Annotated in this window: 18 protein-coding genes and 1 other annotated feature; of the genes, 16 read left to right on the forward strand and 2 right to left on the reverse strand. The window is 52.7% G+C overall.

Annotated elements, in window-relative coordinates:
* Window positions 1-29 precede the first annotated feature (29 nt).
* The 4 genes from murA (at window position 30) to ftsZ (ending at window position 4,891) form a co-directional block, all read left to right on the forward strand.
* Entirely contained in the window at window positions 30-1,313 is a 1,284-nt protein-coding gene (gene murA / locus MKY58_RS07845) for a UDP-N-acetylglucosamine 1-carboxyvinyltransferase (RefSeq protein WP_339324113.1), read from the forward strand.
* Window positions 1,314-1,375: 62 nt separating this feature from the next.
* Entirely contained in the window at window positions 1,376-2,146 is a 771-nt protein-coding gene (locus tag MKY58_RS07850; RefSeq protein ID WP_339324114.1) for an FtsQ-type POTRA domain-containing protein, read from the forward strand.
* A gap of 286 nt (window positions 2,147-2,432) precedes the next feature.
* Window positions 2,433-3,710 (forward strand): cell division protein FtsA, encoded by a 1,278-nt coding sequence (ftsA, locus tag MKY58_RS07855; RefSeq protein ID WP_339324115.1) that lies wholly within the window; start codon window positions 2,433-2,435, stop codon window positions 3,708-3,710.
* Between the two features lie 62 nt (window positions 3,711-3,772).
* The gene (ftsZ, locus tag MKY58_RS07860) at window positions 3,773-4,891 is read left to right on the forward strand and encodes a cell division protein FtsZ (protein ID WP_339324116.1); all 1,119 of its coding nucleotides are present in this window, start codon (window positions 3,773-3,775) and stop codon (window positions 4,889-4,891) included.
* Window positions 4,892-5,023: 132 nt separating this feature from the next.
* Here the strand turns inward: ftsZ and MKY58_RS07865 are convergent, their stop codons facing one another.
* Window positions 5,024-5,371, reverse strand: a complete 348-nt coding sequence (locus MKY58_RS07865) for a DUF3221 domain-containing protein (protein ID WP_339324117.1) — start codon at window positions 5,369-5,371, stop codon at window positions 5,024-5,026.
* 348 nt (window positions 5,372-5,719) lie between these two features.
* Between MKY58_RS07865 and spoIIGA the strand changes: the two genes are divergently transcribed.
* The 12 genes from spoIIGA (at window position 5,720) to MKY58_RS07925 (ending at window position 17,496) form a co-directional block, all read left to right on the forward strand.
* Window positions 5,720-6,694, forward strand: a complete 975-nt coding sequence (spoIIGA, locus tag MKY58_RS07870) for a sigma-E processing peptidase SpoIIGA (protein WP_339325083.1) — start codon at window positions 5,720-5,722, stop codon at window positions 6,692-6,694.
* 204 nt (window positions 6,695-6,898) lie between these two features.
* Complete coding sequence (sigE, locus tag MKY58_RS07875; protein ID WP_036713496.1) at window positions 6,899-7,621, forward strand: RNA polymerase sporulation sigma factor SigE; 723 nt, start codon at window positions 6,899-6,901, stop codon at window positions 7,619-7,621.
* A 77-nt stretch (window positions 7,622-7,698) separates the two neighbouring features.
* Entirely contained in the window at window positions 7,699-8,481 is a 783-nt protein-coding gene (gene sigG, locus MKY58_RS07880) for an RNA polymerase sporulation sigma factor SigG (RefSeq protein ID WP_160044661.1), read from the forward strand.
* Between the two features lie 377 nt (window positions 8,482-8,858).
* Entirely contained in the window at window positions 8,859-9,173 is a 315-nt protein-coding gene (locus MKY58_RS07885) for a YlmC/YmxH family sporulation protein (RefSeq protein ID WP_036713528.1), read from the forward strand.
* Window positions 9,174-9,211: 38 nt separating this feature from the next.
* The gene (gene pgeF, locus MKY58_RS07890) at window positions 9,212-10,066 is read left to right on the forward strand and encodes a peptidoglycan editing factor PgeF (protein WP_339324118.1); all 855 of its coding nucleotides are present in this window, start codon (window positions 9,212-9,214) and stop codon (window positions 10,064-10,066) included.
* A 7-nt stretch (window positions 10,067-10,073) separates the two neighbouring features.
* Window positions 10,074-10,769 (forward strand): YggS family pyridoxal phosphate-dependent enzyme, encoded by a 696-nt coding sequence (locus MKY58_RS07895; protein WP_339324119.1) that lies wholly within the window; start codon window positions 10,074-10,076, stop codon window positions 10,767-10,769.
* Window positions 10,766-11,209: a cell division protein SepF gene (locus MKY58_RS07900; RefSeq protein ID WP_036713493.1), complete on the forward strand. Its 444-nt coding sequence runs from the start codon at window positions 10,766-10,768 to the stop codon at window positions 11,207-11,209. Before MKY58_RS07895 ends, MKY58_RS07900 begins: the two co-directional genes overlap by 4 nt.
* A gap of 4 nt (window positions 11,210-11,213) precedes the next feature.
* Window positions 11,214-11,486: a YggT family protein gene (locus tag MKY58_RS07905; RefSeq protein ID WP_036713492.1), complete on the forward strand. Its 273-nt coding sequence runs from the start codon at window positions 11,214-11,216 to the stop codon at window positions 11,484-11,486.
* A 7-nt stretch (window positions 11,487-11,493) separates the two neighbouring features.
* A complete protein-coding gene (locus MKY58_RS07910) occupies window positions 11,494-12,276 on the forward strand; it encodes a YlmH/Sll1252 family protein (RefSeq protein WP_339324120.1) in 783 nt (260 codons plus the stop codon).
* Between the two features lie 153 nt (window positions 12,277-12,429).
* On the forward strand, window positions 12,430-12,933 hold the full coding sequence (locus tag MKY58_RS07915; protein ID WP_212947123.1) for a DivIVA domain-containing protein: 504 nt from the start codon (window positions 12,430-12,432) through the stop codon (window positions 12,931-12,933).
* A 90-nt stretch (window positions 12,934-13,023) separates the two neighbouring features.
* Window positions 13,024-13,320 (forward strand) — a binding site (T-box leader).
* A 575-nt stretch (window positions 13,321-13,895) separates the two neighbouring features.
* On the forward strand, window positions 13,896-16,988 hold the full coding sequence (ileS, locus tag MKY58_RS07920) for an isoleucine--tRNA ligase (RefSeq protein ID WP_339324121.1): 3,093 nt from the start codon (window positions 13,896-13,898) through the stop codon (window positions 16,986-16,988).
* Between the two features lie 157 nt (window positions 16,989-17,145).
* A complete protein-coding gene (locus MKY58_RS07925) occupies window positions 17,146-17,496 on the forward strand; it encodes a DUF5665 domain-containing protein (protein ID WP_339324122.1) in 351 nt (116 codons plus the stop codon).
* 26 nt (window positions 17,497-17,522) lie between these two features.
* On the opposite strand, the gene MKY58_RS07930 is transcribed toward MKY58_RS07925, so the two are convergent.
* The gene (locus MKY58_RS07930) at window positions 17,523-18,272 is read right to left on the reverse strand and encodes a TraR/DksA C4-type zinc finger protein (protein ID WP_339325084.1); all 750 of its coding nucleotides are present in this window, start codon (window positions 18,270-18,272) and stop codon (window positions 17,523-17,525) included.
* Between the last annotated feature and the right edge of the window lie 182 nt (window positions 18,273-18,454).

Consider the following 18,454-nt stretch of genomic DNA (forward strand, 5'->3'; position numbering starts at 1 on the left):
GGTTGAGGGGTAAACTCGGAGGTGATACATTGGACAAATTGGTGATTGAGGGTGGAAAATCCCTGTCAGGAACCATACGTATCCATGGAGCAAAAAATGCCGCATTGCCTATTCTGGCAGCGAGCTTGCTGGCCGCAGGCAAAGTTCAGCTGAGCAATGTCCCCCGTCTGCTGGACATTGACGTCATGCTGGACATCCTGGAACGGATCGGCTGCACGACTTTGCGTGATCAGGAGACGGTTGCCTTGGATACGTCGTCCGCCAATTCGTTTCATGTACCGGAAGATTTAATGAAACAAATGCGCTCCTCTATTTTTTTGATGGGGCCTCTGCTTGCGAGATTTGGGGAGGTTGCCGTCTATCAACCCGGCGGCTGCGCGATCGGAGAGCGCAAAATCGACCTGCATCTCCGGGGACTTCAGGCGCTTGGCGCCGAGATCGAGGAACTTGAGCAGAGAATCATTTGCAAGGCCAGCAAACTCAAGGGGGCGGATATCCATCTGGACTTTCCGAGCGTGGGCGCAACCGAAAACATCATGATGGCCGCCGTTCTGGCGGAAGGCACGACGACCATCACGAATGCGGCGCGCGAACCGGAGATCCAGGATCTGCAAAACTTCCTGAATGCGATGGGCGCGAACATCATCGGAGCCGGTACGGATACGATCACGATTCAAGGCGTAAGCAAGCTTACCCCGTGTTCGTATAACATCATTCCCGACCGGATCGTAGCCGGAACCGTGATGATTGCCGCCGCGGCCACGAGAGGCAACGTCACGCTGACCCACTGCAACCCGGCCCATCTGTCGTCCTTGATCCACGTCCTCAAACGGGCCGGTGTTCAAATCAGCACCTACAATGATATAATAAACGTTAGCAGCATGAGCCGTCCGAAGGCGGTCGAACGTATCGTCACATCGCCTTATCCGTCTTTTCCGACCGACTTGCAATCCCAAGTCATGGTGCTGCTCTCGCTTGCCGACGGCTTCAGCGTCATGAAAGAGACGGTATTCGAAGGCAGGTTCAAGCATGTCGATGAATTGACGAGAATGGGGGCGGACATACACACCGACCTGAACTGCGCATTCATCCGCGGCGTGAAGCGGCTGTACGGCGCCACGGTCGAAGCTACCGACCTGAGGGCAGGAGCGGCGCTGGTCATTGCCGGACTGGCCGCCCAAGGCAAAACCATCGTCGAGCAGGTGCATCATATCGACAGAGGATATGAACATATCGAGCAGCTCTTTCAAAAGCTGGGAGCTGATATCCATCGGTTTTCGCCGGTGCCCAAATCGCTAGATTTAGCAAATTAACACCAAACTTATCCCCTCCCTCCCGCGAGAGGGGATAAGAGGTATTTTGTGGAGAGAATCCTATGCCTAAAGCTCATATTCCCGTTTTAAAAGAGAACAAGCCCAAAAAAAGAGCAAGCCGTAAAATCATAGCTATTTTGCTGCTTTTGTTTATCGCGATCCTGGTTATCTTGTTCTTCCGTTCGCCGGTAAGCCAGGTGACGGAGATCCAATTTACGGGAAGCACGTTTTCCTCGAGGGAACAGCTTTTGCAGGCCAGCGGCCTGAAGGAGGGCAGCCAATATTTCGGCGTTTCGCCTTCCGAGGTCGAACAGCGGCTGCTGAAAATCACATCGATTCAAAAAGCCGTGGTGGACAAGCAATTTCCCGGCAAAATCAACGTCAGGATCGAAGAATATCCCACCGTCGCGTATGAACTGGGCGAAGGGGGACGTTTGGAAGCCATTCTTGCGAACGGCTCGAAATTGGCCGTAAACAGCATCGGCATCGCCGTGGAAAAGCCGATCTTAACGAAATGGAGCCCAAGCGATCCGAACAAGGCGGAACTGTGCAAAGTGCTGGGAAAAATTCCGAGCGAGCTGACGTCGGACATTTCGGAGATCATCCCGTCGCCGACGGCCTCCTTTCCGGATCGGATCAAGATGTATACGCGGTCCCGTTTTGTCGTGATTACGGCCGTCTCTCTTTTGAGCGACAAAATCGAATATTTGAACCAGGTCATCGAAACGGCTGAGCCGGGAACGATCACGATGCTCGAAGCCGACACGTATACGCCTTTTGAGCCTCCGGCCGATGCGGACCCGGACGAAAATGACACTACTCACGGCCGATAAAAAATGCTACAATTAATTTTATGGGTTATCTTATACCGTTTGAACTAAAAATGGTTTATTTCATCTATTCATCAACGCGAATTTGACGTGCGGAAGACGAGGATTCCTTCGTTTTTCGCACTTGGACATCTCCCTCTTTTTTCTTTTGATTTTTACCCTGTTATACTAAATGTTGGCAGTCGAAAAATTTGTAGAAAAAAGAGGGAAAGAATATTCTATGTTGAATATGTAAAAACGAGTGTTTTAAACATGGGGAAGATACTTTAGAAAACAGGAGGTGCCACGGTTGAGCAACAATGACATCATTGTTAGTTTGGACATCGGTACATCCAAAGTTCGTGCTATTATTGGGGAAGTGAATAATGGAACCTTTAATATTATTGGAGTTGGATCTGCCGACTCGGAAGGAATTCGCAAAGGTGCAATTGTAGATATTGACCAGACTGTACAATCCATCCGCAGTGCCGTTGATCATGCGGAGCGTATGGTCGGTATTGAAATATCGGAGGTATACGTCGGCATTTCGGGCAATCATATCGGACTTCAATCGAGCCACGGCGTCGTGGCGGTATCGAACGAGGATCGGGAAATCGGCGAGGAGGACATCGAACGCGTGCTTAAAGCCGCCGAAGTGGTCGCCCTTCCGCCGGACCGGGAAATCATTGATGTAGTTGCAAAACAATACGTCGTAGACGGCTTGGAGGGAATTCAGGATCCGCGCGGCATGATCGGCGTCCGCCTCGAGGTGGAAGCGATCATTATTACCGGCGCTAAGACCGCGATACATAATTTATTGCGCTGCGTTGAAAAATCAGGCCTGAAAATTAAAGATTTGGTGCTTATGTCGCTTGGCGCAGGCCAGCTCGCATTGTCCAAGGACGAGAAAACGATGGGTTCCGTCCTGGTCGATATCGGTGCGGGATCCACGACGATCGCCATTTTCGAAGGCGGCACGATGGTTTCGACCTCGACCCTGCCGATCGGCGGCGAGTTCGTGACCAACGATATCGCCTACGGACTTCGGACGCTGACGGACCAGGCGGAGAAGGTGAAGCTCAAATACGGCTGCGCGTTAATGGCCGATGCCGCGCCTGACGTCACGTTTAAGGTGGTCCGCATCGGCAGCAACGTGGAGAAGGAATTTACCCAAGAAGATCTGGCGGCCATCGTCGAACCTCGGGTACAGGAAATTTTCCATCTAGTCCGCGAAGAAGTCAAACGCCTCGGTTACTCCGAGCTTCCGGGAGGATACATCCTTACCGGCGGCACCGTATCGATGCCGGGCGTATTGCAGGTTGCCCAAGGAGAACTCGCCGCATCCGTCAGAATTGCCGTGCCGGATTACATCGGCGTCAGGGACCCTGGTTATACCAGCGGCGTTGGTATTTTACATAACGTCATCCGCAGTATCCGCATGCGCAGCGGCAGCAGCGCAAACGTGAGCAGTGGGGGCAACAAGAAGACAGTGAACCGCCCAAAAGCGAGTCCTGCCACGAATCCGGAGACTGTCCAAAAACCAGGCTTTATTGAACGATTGAAAAATATTTTCAGTGATTTCATATAAGCAGGTTCCATTTGAATGAGTGGACGGGCCATCCATGCACAATGAGGGGGAGATGGGAAAGTATGTTGGAATTTGATTTTGAAATGGAGAGCTTGGCGCAAATTAAAGTAATTGGCGTGGGCGGCGGCGGCAGCAATGCCGTGAACCGAATGATCGAAAACGGCGTTCAAGGCGTCGAATTCATCACGGTGAATACCGATGCTCAAGCTTTGCATATGGCCAAATCGGAACATAAACTGCAAATCGGGGATAAGCTGACACGCGGCCTCGGTGCCGGAGCCAACCCTGAAGTAGGGAAAAAGGCGGCCGAAGAGTCGCGCGATCTGATCATGAATACCCTCAAAGGCGCCGACATGGTTTTTGTTACCGCAGGCATGGGCGGAGGTACCGGTACGGGAGCCGCTCCGGTCATCGCCGAAATCGCCAAGGAATGCGGAGCATTGACCGTCGGCGTGGTGACGCGCCCGTTTACATTTGAAGGGCCCAGACGTTCCAAACAGGCCGAGCTCGGGATCGAAAGCCTCAAAGAAAAAGTCGATACGCTTATCGTTATTCCGAATGATCGGCTTTTGGAAATCGTCGACAAAAAAACGCCGATGCTTGAGGCGTTTCGCGAGGCGGACAACGTGCTGCGCCAAGCGGTACAGGGCATTTCCGACTTGATCGCGGTGCCCGGACTGATCAACCTCGATTTCGCAGACGTCAAAACGATTATGACCGAACGCGGTTCGGCTTTGATGGGGATTGGTTTGGCAACAGGCGAAAACCGCGCGGCCGAAGCTGCACGCAAGGCCATTATGAGCCCGCTGCTCGAAACTTCGATCGAAGGCGCTCGAGGCATTATCATGAACATTACCGGAGGTATGAACTTGTCCCTTTATGAAGTCAATGAGGCGGCCGAAATCGTAACTTCCGCATCCGATCCGGAAGTCAACATGATCTTCGGTGCGATGATTGAAGAAAGCATGAAGGATGAAATCAAAGTCACCGTCATCGCCACGGGGTTTGAAAACCAGGCGCCTGCGACTTCATACCGCAAACCGGGAGCGGCCGCGCAGCCGACGGAACAGCCGGAAACCCGCAACAACACGCAGAACCTTCGTCCGTTCGGCAACCAGACCAGCGGCGACCAATTGGACATTCCGACGTTTTTGCGGAACCGTTCGCGCAACAAGGACTAATTCCATACCGATAACCCAAAGACCCGCAAGCCATCGCTGGATGGAAGCGGGTCTTTTTTATTGCATGTTGGAGCATTTGAGTACGGCTTGGAGTAGTCCAACCGGCAGCGTTCGGTTGATCCTGGTTCTGATTCAAGGGGAATTCAACTTTTTCACATCGGCCGCCGTTTGAGCGGGATAGGATTGATTGATGGCTCCGTTCGGGATCGAAATGCCGATATGATCCCCGATCTCCACGGCATGATAATCCGCCGGGCTAACCGTAAGCCAGATTGCATTGGGCATCGCTTCCTCCAAAATTCGATTCAGCGGCGTGTGCCGATCCGGAACTTTGTCGCGAACCGCCAAAACCCTCCCGTCTTCTTTGGCCACGACGTAACCTTCCTTAACGTCCCAACGTTCCTCGGCTGCGCGATCCGGCGAGGGAGGGCCAGCTATCCACGCCAGGAGCACGAACAGCCACATCATGATTTTGCTCATCGTTTATTCCTCCGCACGAACGATTTTCAGAACATATTGCTGCGCTTTTTTAATCTAACGAACAGGGAGGCCGGGATGTTTCAGCCCATGGCGAGGAGTTTCCTTTCTATTTTGGCGGGTTCGGGAGTTGCGGCACTCAGGGTAAACGCTTGCGAACCGCCTCTCAAAAAGCAGCGGGACTCGACAAAAAAAGTTGAAGTCCGGCCCCCAATTTTAGACAGACTTTGGATAGGGTTCTTTTTATACTAAATACATCTCCCAAGTCTAAAGCCACGATAAACCGAATCATATCAAAGCTAGTCATATCAATTTCCGAAAGAATCCATGATAAGCAGGCAGGTGATGGGGCTGGTTGTTTATATTGATCTGATTTTCATCACCAATCTGTTGATCGACGGCGCCCTGCTGTGGCTGACGGCCTGGATGAGAAAGCAGCGGCTGCGCTGGTGGCGGCTTGCGGTGTCGTCAACGGTAGGCGCGATGTACGTCGTCATGATGTTCCTGCCCGAACTTTCCTTTATGTATACGTTTATGCTCAAATTCGCCTTGTCACTGTTGATGCTCTGGATCGCTTTCGGATTCGGAAGTCTGCAAAACTATATCCGGAACACGGGAGCTTTTTATATGATCAACTTCGCGGCAGCCGGCGGCATCATCGGAATCCATTATTTGCTAAAGAACACGGGAGAAATTTTTAACGGCATATGGTTTACGGCTTCCGGGGGACTTTCGTTTGAGCTGAAAATCGGTTTTTGGTTTACTTTCATAACGTGTTTCGGGGTGCTTTTATGGTTTAAATCCGTTTATTCCACGCGCCGGAAGCTGGAGAACAGGCAAGCCTACATGGGAGAAGTAAGCGTGACGATCGGAGGGTATACCGTGAGCTGCAACGGGTTGCTTGATACCGGGAACCAGCTGTCGGATCCGCTGACGCGAACCCCCGTCATGGTCATGGAGGCATCGCTTTGGAAGGAAAAGCTGCCTGCCGCCTGGCTGCAGCGGCTTGCTGAGGGAGAACCGGACAAACTGCTGCTTGAGCTGGACGCTGCCGAATTCGAATGGCGGGATCGGCTGCGCCTGGTGCCGTACCGGGGCGTAAACCGGGGGTCTGCCTTTATGCTGGCGATCAAACCGGACACCGTGGACATCCGAATCGGGAATCAGACAAGCCGTGCCGCGAAGGTGTTGATCGGACTTGACGGCGGCCAATTGTCAGGCGACAGGTCCTATCAGGCCATCATTCACCCGGAGCTGGTGCAGGAGGAAAACGTCGTGAAATCCGAGGCGCAGGCGCCGGTTAACCCGACGTCGATCCATCTGTAGCGGTTGAAGCGGGATTGGAAAGTGCTGCAAGTCTCTGCCAGGCTGACGTTCTGGGGGCGAATGATGCTATGGCATGCTAGTTCTATTTTTGAAGCGTTGAAGAGGAAACGGAATGAAGCTTACGAAGACAGTTTCCCTTCGGGAAATTAAAGCCAATGCTTACGAAGATAGTTTCCCTTCGGGAAACTTTTAGGAGGACGACAAATGCTTGTAAAATGGCGATTGATCGCGCAGCTGCAATATTATCGATTCCTTTTTCTGCTGGGACTGAAAAGCGAAGAAATCTACTATATCGGCGGCAGCGAGGCGCTCCCTCCCCCGCTGACCCGGGAGGAAGAGGAGTATCTCCTGCAGCGGCTCCCGACGGGGGATGCGGCAATCAGGTCGATGCTGATTGAGCGCAATCTGCGCCTGGTCGTCTACATTGCCCGCAAGTTTGAAAACACCGGCATCAACATCGAGGATCTGGTGTCCATCGGCGCCATCGGGCTGATCAAGGCGGTCAACACGTTCGACCCCGAAAAAAAGATCAAGCTCGCCACCTACGCGTCGCGTTGCATCGAAAACGAAATATTGATGTATCTGCGCCGCAACAGCAAAATCCGCAGCGAGGTTTCTTTCGACGAGCCGCTGAACATCGATTGGGACGGCAACGAATTGCTCCTGTCCGATGTCCTTGGAACCGAAAACGATACGATCTACCGCAATATCGAGGAGCAGGTCGACCGGAAGCTGCTTCACAAGGCGCTCGAAAAGCTGACCGACCGGGAGCGCACGATCATGGAGCTGCGTTTCGGCCTTCAGGACGGCGAAGAAAAGACGCAAAAAGATGTTGCGGATATGCTCGGGATTTCCCAATCCTACATATCCAGGCTCGAAAAAAGGATCATCAAAAGACTCCGCAAGGAGTTCAACAAGATGGTGTAGCAAATTTTTGCAAGGAATAAAATGAGCCCCCAGGGAGATAATGTACATTAATGTTTCTCCTTGGGAGGTAAATCATCATGACCCGAAACAAAGTCGAAATTTGTGGTGTGGATACCGCTAAATTGCCGGTCCTCACCAACGTGGAAATGCGGGAATTGTTCCACTCCTTGCAGCAACACAACGAACGGTCAGCCAGAGAAAAGCTCGTGAATGGCAATCTGAGACTGGTGCTCAGCGTCATTCAGCGCTTCAACAATCGGGGGGAATTTGTCGACGATTTGTTTCAGGTAGGCTGTATCGGACTGATGAAGGCTATTGATAATTTTGACTTGTCGCAAAACGTGAAATTTTCGACCTATGCGGTTCCGATGATCATCGGCGAAATCCGCAGGTACCTGAGGGACAACAATCCGATCCGGGTCTCGAGATCGCTGCGCGACATCGCCTACAAGGCGCTCCAGGTGCGCGATTCCCTGACCAACCAAAATTCCCGGGAACCGACGATTTTCGAAATTTCCGAAGTGCTCAACGTGCCCAAAGAGGATGTCGTTTTTGCCCTGGACGCGATCCAGGATCCCGTGTCGCTGTTCGAACCGATTTACCATGACGGCGGCGATCCCATCTATGTGATGGATCAAATCAGCGACGACAAAAACAAGGATGTGCAGTGGATTGAAGAAATTGCCCTGCGCGAAGCGATGCAAAGACTCGGCCAGCGGGAAAAAATGATTCTTTCCATGCGCTTTTTCGAAGGCAAAACCCAAATGGAGGTCGCCGACGAAATCGGCATTTCCCAAGCTCAGGTGTCCCGTTTGGAAAAATCGGCCATCCAGCAAATGCAAAAGCATGTGAAATCGTAACCTTAAAAATTGAATATTGAGGATTGGCTTGAAGCGTTTCGCTGCGTTCTCTTTGCCAAGCCTATAAACCTAAAAGCGATCCGTTCCGGGTCGCTTTTTTAGATGGATCGTCCATCAGCGCCAGCTCTCCATCAGACTATGTGGAATGTCGCGTTTTCATGCGTGCGCGGCCTTCTAAAATCTTAGGGCGGAAGGCATGCTGGTTGTATCTGATCGGAGCATCGGCATGGCCGGGCAATTTTCAAAAAGAAGGGCATTTTGCCCAAAGGGAACATATACATATATCAAGATGCGGTAGCGGATATTCAGGCACGGAAACTTAGGAGGAAAAGGGGCTGCGGACGTTGATTCCAGAAAAACAATCGGTGGGGATTCACATGAAAATATCCGATTTTCAAACCAAAGACGTCATCAATATCGTAGACGGCAAACGGCTCGGACAAATCAGCGATCTGGAGCTGGATCTCCGCCAGGGCCGAATCGAGGCGATCGTCGTGCCTAGCTACAATAAATTTTTGGGGCTGTTCGGCGGAGGGGCGGACCTGGTGATTCCATGGCAAAACATCGTCAAAATCGGGTCGGACGTCGTTCTGGTCAAAATGGAGGAACTCAAAACGCTGCCAAACGAAAAAGATGCTTCGTCTTACGGGGAACGGCAGGAACGGGACCGCCGAAATTACAGGGATTTGTGAGGGCTGATGTGGTACACTGGAAGTTGAGGTGAAGAGGAATGGAACCGTTTGTGTTGAAAGAGGAGCAAGGGCAGCCGGCGCTTTTTATGTTGGAGCCCTGGATGAGCCGCTATGACGGCATCAGTGCCGGGTTTACCGGGCGGAACGGGGGCGTCGGCCAAGCGCCTTACGATTCTTTGAATTGCGCTTTTCACGTCGGCGACCGTCCCGAGGACGTCATTTCCAACCGCAAGCTTATTGCAGGCCGGCTCGGATTCACGCTCGATGCATGGACATGCGGGGAACAGGTCCACCGCGCCGATATCGCGATCATTGACGAACGTTTGGCGGGGGCGGGAAGCCTGACCCGGGAATCCGCCGTTCAGGATACGGATGGGCTGTTGACCAACGTACCGGGCGTGCTGCTGACGTCCTTTTATGCCGATTGCGTGCCTTTGTTTTTTTATGATCCGGTAAAAGAAGTTGCCGGGTTGGCACATGCTGGCTGGAAAGGAACGGTAGCCCGTATCGCGGCCAACATGGTTGAGCGCATGCAGGAATCTTTTGGAAGCCGGACGGAAGATATCAGGGCTGCGATCGGCCCGTCCATCGGATTCTGCTGCTATGAGGTAGATGGAAAAGTTATGTCTTATGTCCATGATTTAGAAAAAGATTTCCTGGGTAATGACGAATATTCCGTTTCGGATTGTTACATAGCCAAAGAAGACGGCAAATACATGCTCAACTTGAAAGAATTGAATCGACACATTATGATTAAAGCAGGAATATTGCCGACACATATCGAATGTACATCATGGTGTACGAGCTGTCGTAACGATCTGTTTTTCTCATACCGGAAGGATGGGGGAACGACAGGACGAATGGCGAGTTGGATCGGGCTAAAAGAGAGGTGAGCCTTCCATGACGTTGGAAGAGCGGATACAGGAAGTCAATAAACGCATTGAACAAGCATGTCTGCGGAGCGGCAGAGCGCCCCAGGAAGTAAAAACCGTTGCGGTAACGAAGTACGTTTCGGCAGCGATGACGGCGAAGGTGCTGGACGGCGGGCTGGAGCACATCGGCGAAAATCGGTGGCAAAACGCCCAGGATAAATGGGAGGCGCTCGGCCACCGGGGAACATGGCATTTTATCGGTCACCTGCAGACCAATAAAGTGAAGGACGTGATCGGGAGGTTCGAGTATATCCATTCGCTGGACAGGCTGTCGCTTGCGAAGGAACTCGAGAAGCAAGCCGCCGCGCGCGGGCTTACAGTCAAAACCTTTTTGCAGGTCAACGTTTCCGGGGAAGACAGCAAATACGGCTTGGCTCCCGGGGAAGCGGCATCGTTTTTGCAGGACATTCAAAGCTTTTCCCATATTAAAGTGATCGGATTGATGACGATGGCTCCCTTTGAAGACGATGCGGAAGCAACCCGTTTCGTTTTCAGGGGGCTGCGCGAGTTAAGGGATGAATTAAACCGCAAGGGCATTACGCGGGAACCGTTAACGGAACTTTCCATGGGCATGTCTAACGATTTTGAAGTGGCGATCGAGGAAGGAGCGACTTGGATCCGCTTAGGCAGCATTTTAGTAGGGAAAGAGGAGGGGGAAGGATGAGCGTTATGAATAAATTCATGTCTTTTTTGGGGTTGCAGGAGCAGGAGGAAATCGTGGAGCGGGAACAGCTCCCCGTTGAAGAAGAAGTTGAAACTCCGCCGGTGGAAACACGTAGAAACCCAAGGGGAAACAATGTGGTTAGCATTCATTCGCAAAAAAACGTCAAGGTCATCCTCCACGAACCGCGTTCCTATGACGAAGCCCAGGAAATCGCCGATCATTTGCGGTCCCATCGGACCGTGGTCGTCAACCTGCAGCGCGTCCGCACCGACCAGGCGCTCCGGATCATCGATTTTCTCAGCGGAACGGTTTATGCCTTGAGTGGCAGTATTTCCAAGGTCGGGGGGAACATCTTTTTATGTACCCCGGATACGGTCGAAATCTCTGGCACCATTTCCGAAATACTTGCGGATGAACATGATTACAACAGAATGAGGTGAGCCGATTTTGGCCGAAATAATTACGATCGTGCAGTATCTGTTTCAAATTTATTTTTACATGATTATCGTGTACGTGCTGATGTCTTGGCTCCCGAACCTGCGCGAAAGCTTTATCGGCGAGCTTCTGGGCAAGCTGGTGGAGCCGTACTTGTCGCCGTTTCGCCGTTTTATTCCTCCGATCGCGGGCATGCTCGACATTTCGCCGATCATTGCGCTGCTGGTGCTGCAATTCGCCGAGCGGGGCGTCATCGCGATACTGCTGTATTTTTGGGCGTGAGTGAGCGATGAAGCTGGACATTTACGAGCATTTTCATCCCGACGAACGCGAGTTTGTGGACCGGGCCTGGGAGTGGGTTGTGAACGCGGGCCAATACCATGAGACGAGACTGACGGATTTTCTGGATCCAAGACAGGCATTTATCGTGGAATCGCTGGTGAATCGCCATCCGGACGTGCATGCGCGGTTTGACGGAGGGTACGGGGAGGCGGAACGGAAACGGGCGCTGATCGCCCCGGACTACCGCGATTTGGACGCGGAGGACATGAAATTAAAGGTGCTTAGCATCGATTCCGCGGATCAGAAGTTTCTGTCGCTGGAGCACGGCGATTATATGGGATCGATTTTGGGCCTTGGCATCAAACGTTCCAAAATCGGCGACATCCATGTGCTGGAGCACGGCTGTCACACGGTGGTTTGCGAAGAAATCAGCGCTTTTCTGGACATGAACCTGAACCAGGTGCACCGCGTGCACGTTCTGAGCGAAATTTTGCCGATCGAGCAGCTTCGCACGAACAAGGTGACGCTGGAGCCGATGGATATTACGGTTGCGTCGCTGCGCCTTGACGGGATCGCCTCCGACGTGTACAGGCTCAGCCGGAGCAAAGTGCTGATCCCGATTCGGGCCGGACGGTGCCGCGTGAACTGGAAAACCGTCGAGGACCCGTCGGCTCCCCTAAAAGCCGGAGACGTCGTATCGATGCAGGGGTTCGGCCGTTTCAAGGTGCTTGAGGCGGGGGACGTAACCAAAAAAGGACGCTACCGGGTTAAAATAGGTAAATTTGTGTAGACTCGCAGCAGGAAATAGGTTATTCCTGTCGAAATGTAATTCAAGCGAATGCTAATCAAATCATTTACTTCGGCCGATACATTCCAAGTGGGCTGTATCCAGATCCGTTTGATAACACAGGGAGACCTGGACATTCTTAGGAGGTGCACATCTATGCCATTAACGCCGCTCGACATACATAACAAGGAGTTTTCCCGCAGGCTCCGGGGCTATGACGAGGATGAAGTGAATGAATTCCTCGATCAGGTCATCAAGGATTATGAGAGCGTCATCCGTGAAAACAAGGAACTTCATAATCAGCTGATGTCGTTGCAGGAACGGTTGGACCATTTCCTCAATATCGAAGAGACGCTTTCGAAAACGATCATCGTGGCGCAGGAAGCGGCCGACGAGGTCAAAAACAACGCCAAGAAAGAAGCCCAGCTGATCATTAAAGAGTCCGAGAAGAACGCGGACCGGATCATCAACGAGTCGCTGGCCAAGTCGCGTAAAATCGCGATGGAAGTGGAAGAATTAAAAAAGCAGGCTTCCATTTACCGCACCCGTTTCCGGACGCTGGTGGAAGCGCAGCTGGAGCTTTTGAGCCAGGAAAGCTGGGATGCCTTGGAATCGTCCGGCGAATCCCGGAGTACGCGAGAAGCTAACGAAGTGTACTAGGCTTCTGCTTGGTTGACTTTTGATTGAAAAAGGGCTATAACTATAGTCATATCGGTTGTCGCTCGAAGTGGCGGCAGCATTTGAATGCATATGGATTCCATGATGGGATAAGTAAGCTTTGGATATGTTCTCCAGAGAGCCGGCATTTGCTGAGAGCCGGCGTTCAGACCGAAGCCGAAGATCCTCCCGGAGAAGCGAAGCTGAAGCGTTAGCGTTAACGTGCGTAAGCCGAGCCGGCATGCCGAACGTTATATCGGCTCCTTGCTGACGGCGGATTTGGGTTGATGAATATCCGGTAAGGCGAGGACTTGAGGAGTCGTTCAGGAGAGCTTGTTTCTCTATGAGCGGAATTAGGGTGGTCACGCGAGCAGAAGCCTCGTCCCTTTTAGGGATGAGGCTTTATTTGTGTTCTTCGAAGCTTCTTCGTGCATCTTTTTTTGAATCCCCCTAAATCCCCCTTTCCAAAGGGGGACCCCAGAGGGCGCTGCCCTCTGGACACCCGAAAGTTCGGCGCAGGGAGGGGGAGTGGCGCGCTAAAGCTGCTTTAGGTGGTGTGCCCGGTTCTTCCTCAGCTCCCTTACGGTTCGCTATCGGGAACCTTCCATGCGTGCATGGGGTGTGGCGCACTACAGGGGCTTTAGGTGGGTGTGCCCGGTTCTTCCTCAGCTCCCATGCGGTTCGCTATCGGGAACCTTCCATGCGTGCGATGGGAGTGGCGCAAGGAGTAACTTTTTGTTTGAAACTAGATAGCGCGCATCCGTTAAGCGTGCCCCGTCTTTGCGAAAGCAAAGAACGGGGCGAAAAGCGGGTATCACATAAAAAGAATCAAAGTTCGAACTCTGTGACTCCTTCGACCCATTTCTGGGAGTCCAGAGGGCGGAGCCCTCGGGGTCCTCCTTATGAAGGGGGATTTAGGGGGATGGGAATTTCCTTCGAAGGAATTACATGAAAGGATGAATATGATGCAAAAAGTCGATGTCAAAGAAAAAGCGCGCACACGTGACCTGCGCGTGCTCAAAAAATGGAACGAGGAAGACACCTTCCGCAGATCGATGGAAAACCGCAAAGGCAGTCCGAACTACGTGTTCTACGAAGGTCCGCCGACGGCGAACGGCGCGCCGCATATCGGGCACGTTCTCGGCCGCGTCATCAAAGACTTTATCGGCCGCTACCAAACGATGAAAGGCTACCGCGTCGTCCGCAAAGCGGGCTGGGATACCCACGGCCTGCCGGTCGAACTCGGCGTGGAAAAACAGCTGGGCATCTCCGGCAAACAAGAGATCGAAAAATACGGCGTGGAAGAATTCATTAAAAAATGTAAAGCCAGCGTATTCGAATATGAAAAACAATGGAGAGAGCTGACCGAGGCGATCGGCTATTGGACCGATCTGGATCATCCGTACATCACGCTTGAAAACAACTACATCGAAAGCGTGTGGAACATCCTCGCGACGATCCATGACAAAGGACTGCTGTACCGCGGTCACCGCGTAAGCCCGTACTGCCCTTGCTGCCAAACGACGCTCAGCTCCCACGAAGTAGCCCAAGGCTACGAAGATGTCAAAGACTTGAGCGCCACGGCCAAATTCAAGCTGCATGACAGCGGCGACTACGTGCTTGCCTGGACGACGACCCCTTGGACGCTGCCGGCTCACGTTGCACTCGCGATGAATCCGGATATGGATTATGCGCGCGTGCAAAAAAACGGCGAAGTGTACATCGTGGCCAAAAATCTGGTCGAAGACGTGATGAAAGAAGATTATCAGGTGTTGTCCACGCACAAAGGTTCCGAGTTTATTGGAAAAACCTACACGCCGCCGTTTACGTACATCAATCCGGAAAAGGGCAACCTGATCGTCGGCGCTTCGTTCGTCACGGACGCAAGCGGTACCGGTATCGTCCATATGGCGCCTGCGCACGGTGAAGACGACTACAGAACATGCCGCGAAAACGGCATCAGCTTCGTTAGCGTCGTTAATGCCCAAGGCCGCTACACCGATGAGGTAACGGATCTGGCCGGACGTTTCGTGAAGGATTGCGACCTGGACATCGTGAAGATGTTGTCGGAAAAAGGCCTTTTGTTCAGCAAGGAAAAATACGAGCACAGCTATCCGTTTTGCTGGCGCTGCAAATCCCCGCTGCTGTATTATGCGATGGAAAGCTGGTTCATCGAAACGACGGCCGTCAAAGATCAGCTGATCGCCAACAACAACGGCGTCGAATGGTTCCCGGGCCATATCCGCGAAGGACGTTTCGGCAAGTTCCTCGAGGACCTGGTGGATTGGAATATCAGCCGGAACCGTTACTGGGGTACGCCGCTGAATGTTTGGGTGTGCGACTCCTGTAAAAAAGAATACGCTCCGCACAGCTTTGCGGATTTGCGAGAACATGCGACAACGGCTCTCCCGGATGATTTTGAACTGCACAAGCCTTACGTGGACGAAGTGAAAGTCAAATGTCCGCACTGCGACGGCGGCGTGATGGAACGCACCTCCGAAGTTATCGACGTATGGTTCGACAGCGGTTCAATGCCGTTTGCGCAGCATCATTATCCGTTCGAAAACGAGAACACCTTCGAAGAGCAGTTCCCGGCCGACATGATCTGCGAAGGGATCGACCAAACCCGCGGCTGGTTCTACAGCTTGCTGGCAGTATCCACCCTCTTTAAAGGCGTGGCGCCTTACAAAGCGGTTATCGCGACGGGCCACATCTTGGATGAAAACGGACAAAAGATGTCCAAATCCAAAGGCAACGTCATCGATCCGTGGGATATCATCAACGAATTCGGCACGGACGCGTTCCGCTGGGCATTGCTGGCCGACAGCGCGCCATGGAACAGCAAACGGTTCTCCAAGGGCATCGTCGCGGAAGCCAAGTCCAAGGTCGTGGATACGCTCGTGAACACCCATTCGTTCCTGACGTTGTACGCGAACATCGACGGTTACGATCCGGCCGAGCATCCTTTCAAGCCATCCGACAACAAGCTCGACCGCTGGATCCTGTCCCGCTTGAACAGCCTGATCCAATTGGTCGACAAAGGACTTGCGGTCAACGACTTCCTGAATTCGGCAAAAGGCATCGAAGGATTCATCGACGAACTCAGCAACTGGTACATCCGCCGTTCCCGCGACCGTTTCTGGGGCAGCGGCCTGACCGAAGACAAACTTGCCGCATACGGCACGTTGACGCATGTGCTGCTGACGCTTTCGAAATTGATGGCGCCGTATACGCCGTTCCTCTCCGAGGACATTTACACCAACCTTGGCGGAGGCGAGAGCGTGCATCTGGCGGACTTCCCGCAGGCCGACGAATCGCTGATCGACAAAACGCTTGAAGCGGACATGGAAGCGGCGCGGCAAATCGTCGAGCTTGCCCGCAACGTGCGCAACGAAACCGGCATCAAAACGCGTCAGCCATTGTCCGAGCTGATCGTATCCATGGACCGTTCGTTTGACGCGGCCGGCTACCAGGAGATCATCAAGGAAGAAATCAATGTCAAAAATCTCGTGCTGGAAACAAGTGACAGCGGGTTCGTGGACTTTACGCTCAAAATGAATTTGAAAGTCGCCGGCAAAAAATACGGCAAAAACATCGGCTTCCTTCAAGGCTTCCTGAAAGGCTTGTCTCCGGAGGAAACGAGAGCGGCCGTTCAATCCGGGGGCATCAACGTGACCTCTCCGGAAGGCGAAGAGCTTCAGATCACCGCCGACGAATTGCTCGTCGAAAAACATGCCAAGAGCGGATTCGCGTCGGCCTCCGGTTACGGCATCACGGTTGCCTTGAATACCGAGATCACGCCTGAGCTCGAGCAGGAAGGCTGGGTCCGGGAAGTGGTCCGCGCCGTGCAGGATTACCGCAAAAAGCTGGATCTGCCGATCGAAAAACGCGTCACGCTCGTTTTGGACGCGGACGAGGAGCTGACCGGGGCGATCCAAGCCTTCGACCATGTGCTTCGCGAAAACGTGTTGGTCAAAGACGTCGTATTCGGCCAAGAAGCCGGCATGGAAACCGTCGAATTGGCAGGCAAAACGCTTGGCATTCGCATCGCTGATTGAGGCCTGTTTTAAAAAATAAAGCCCCAAAGAGCTTCCTTGCTGAATGAGAGGCAGGCTTTAGGCAAATAATAGCAGTCAAAAGGAATAAACGAGCCTTAAGGCGCCGGATCGCTCCGGCGGCTTGCAGGCTCGTTTGTTTTTCTTCGCGACAGCTTTTATGAAGGGGAAGTCATCTATGGTCAATGATGAGAATACAGGCGGATCTGCGGCCGAGAAAGAGCAGCTGAACCGGATCTACCAGCTCACGGTCCAAATCGCAAGCGAGATGGAAAAGTCGCGCATCGCCGACTACACCCAGCTTCTTCACAAGCCTTTTCGTTTGATCTGGCTTAATCTGCTTTCGGGAACGGCGCGCGGGGTCGGGATCGCGATCGGGTTCACTTTTTTTGCGGCCACCATCATTTACGTGCTGCAGGTATTAGGCGCACTGAACTTGCCCATCATCGGGGACTATATCGCGGATATCGTCCGCATTGTGCAGCGCCAGATGGAACTGAACACCTATTAACCGAGGATGGGGTCGCCCTTTTCGGGCTAAAGGAGAAAATCCTCTTCGTCCTCTTCTTCTTCTGCCAGCTGGTACATGTCGATGCCTTCGCCCAAATCCATGTATTTTCGGTATTGGTGGTTCCGGACGATATCGATCAAATTGCCGTATATGTCGGTGGCGACGAAAGCTTCCATCGGTTCGACGCATCCTTCAAGCTCTTCGGACGCTTCGATCTCCATATCATTATAACTGTGGACTTCGTTATCCTCGGCATAGGCCGGCGTATTGGACGTACCGAAGTTTTCGACCGCCTGCCAAGCGTCTTCTCCGTCAAAGCCGTTTTGGTCATCGCGTTCATCCAAGCTCGTGCGGCCGAATGGCGGCATCAGGAAATATTCCTCCACCGGCCGGTAGTCGGAAACATGGTGTTTCGGGTTATCCTCCACGCAATATTCCGTCATCGGAACGGCCTCGAGTCGTTCGTATGGGATCGGCTTGTTGCAGACCGGGCAGATGCCGTACGTTCCCTGATCCATCCGTTCAAGCGCGTCGCGGATCAGCTCCATCAGGTGGTCGTCATGGTTTTGAAGCAAAAGGTCCACTTCCCGGTTGTACAAATCGGTAGCCACGTCCCCGGGATGGTTATCGATCAGCGACAGCTCGCCGGTTTGGTCCCGCATGGACTCGTCTACGCCGTATGAATCGTTTTCCTGGTCTTTTTGCTGCAAGGATTGCAACTGCTCTTCCAGCTTGGAGCGCAGATGCTTTAGCTGCGAAGCGGTAAGATGCTGCATCATCACGGGCCCCTTTCCTTTTGCGGCAGCGGTATGCCGCTTGAGACAATTCCTTCTTTTGTAGAATGCGCGAAAGGCTGAGCTTTTACAGAAGGAAAATCTTCTCGGGGATGGACGTTAATGGACGATGTTTGGCGTGCTGTGCTACAATATACAGGTCTTAGTTGACGTGAAGCCGTCAA

It is taken from the genome of Paenibacillus sp. FSL W8-0194 (genome assembly GCF_037969745.1).
Lineage (GTDB): Bacteria > Bacillota > Bacilli > Paenibacillales > Paenibacillaceae > Paenibacillus_AQ > Paenibacillus_AQ cookii.

Coding starts and splice junctions, on each gene's coding strand:
- MKY58_RS07915 (WP_212947123.1), top strand. CDS start 12,430: ATGCCATTAACGCCGCTCGACATACATAACAAGGAGTTTTCCCGCAGG.
- sigG (WP_160044661.1), top strand. CDS start 7,699: ATGACCCGAAACAAAGTCGAAATTTGTGGTGTGGATACCGCTAAATTG.
- MKY58_RS07865 (WP_339324117.1), bottom strand. CDS start 5,371: ATGAGCAAAATCATGATGTGGCTGTTCGTGCTCCTGGCGTGGATAGCT.
- ftsZ (WP_339324116.1), top strand. CDS start 3,773: ATGTTGGAATTTGATTTTGAAATGGAGAGCTTGGCGCAAATTAAAGTA.
- MKY58_RS07925 (WP_339324122.1), top strand. CDS start 17,146: ATGAAGGGGAAGTCATCTATGGTCAATGATGAGAATACAGGCGGATCT.
- MKY58_RS07895 (WP_339324119.1), top strand. CDS start 10,074: ATGACGTTGGAAGAGCGGATACAGGAAGTCAATAAACGCATTGAACAA.
- MKY58_RS07910 (WP_339324120.1), top strand. CDS start 11,494: ATGAAGCTGGACATTTACGAGCATTTTCATCCCGACGAACGCGAGTTT.
- MKY58_RS07900 (WP_036713493.1), top strand. CDS start 10,766: ATGAGCGTTATGAATAAATTCATGTCTTTTTTGGGGTTGCAGGAGCAG.
- MKY58_RS07850 (WP_339324114.1), top strand. CDS start 1,376: ATGCCTAAAGCTCATATTCCCGTTTTAAAAGAGAACAAGCCCAAAAAA.
- MKY58_RS07930 (WP_339325084.1), bottom strand. CDS start 18,272: ATGCAGCATCTTACCGCTTCGCAGCTAAAGCATCTGCGCTCCAAGCTG.
- MKY58_RS07885 (WP_036713528.1), top strand. CDS start 8,859: ATGAAAATATCCGATTTTCAAACCAAAGACGTCATCAATATCGTAGAC.
- sigE (WP_036713496.1), top strand. CDS start 6,899: ATGCTTGTAAAATGGCGATTGATCGCGCAGCTGCAATATTATCGATTC.
- pgeF (WP_339324118.1), top strand. CDS start 9,212: ATGGAACCGTTTGTGTTGAAAGAGGAGCAAGGGCAGCCGGCGCTTTTT.
- ileS (WP_339324121.1), top strand. CDS start 13,896: ATGCAAAAAGTCGATGTCAAAGAAAAAGCGCGCACACGTGACCTGCGC.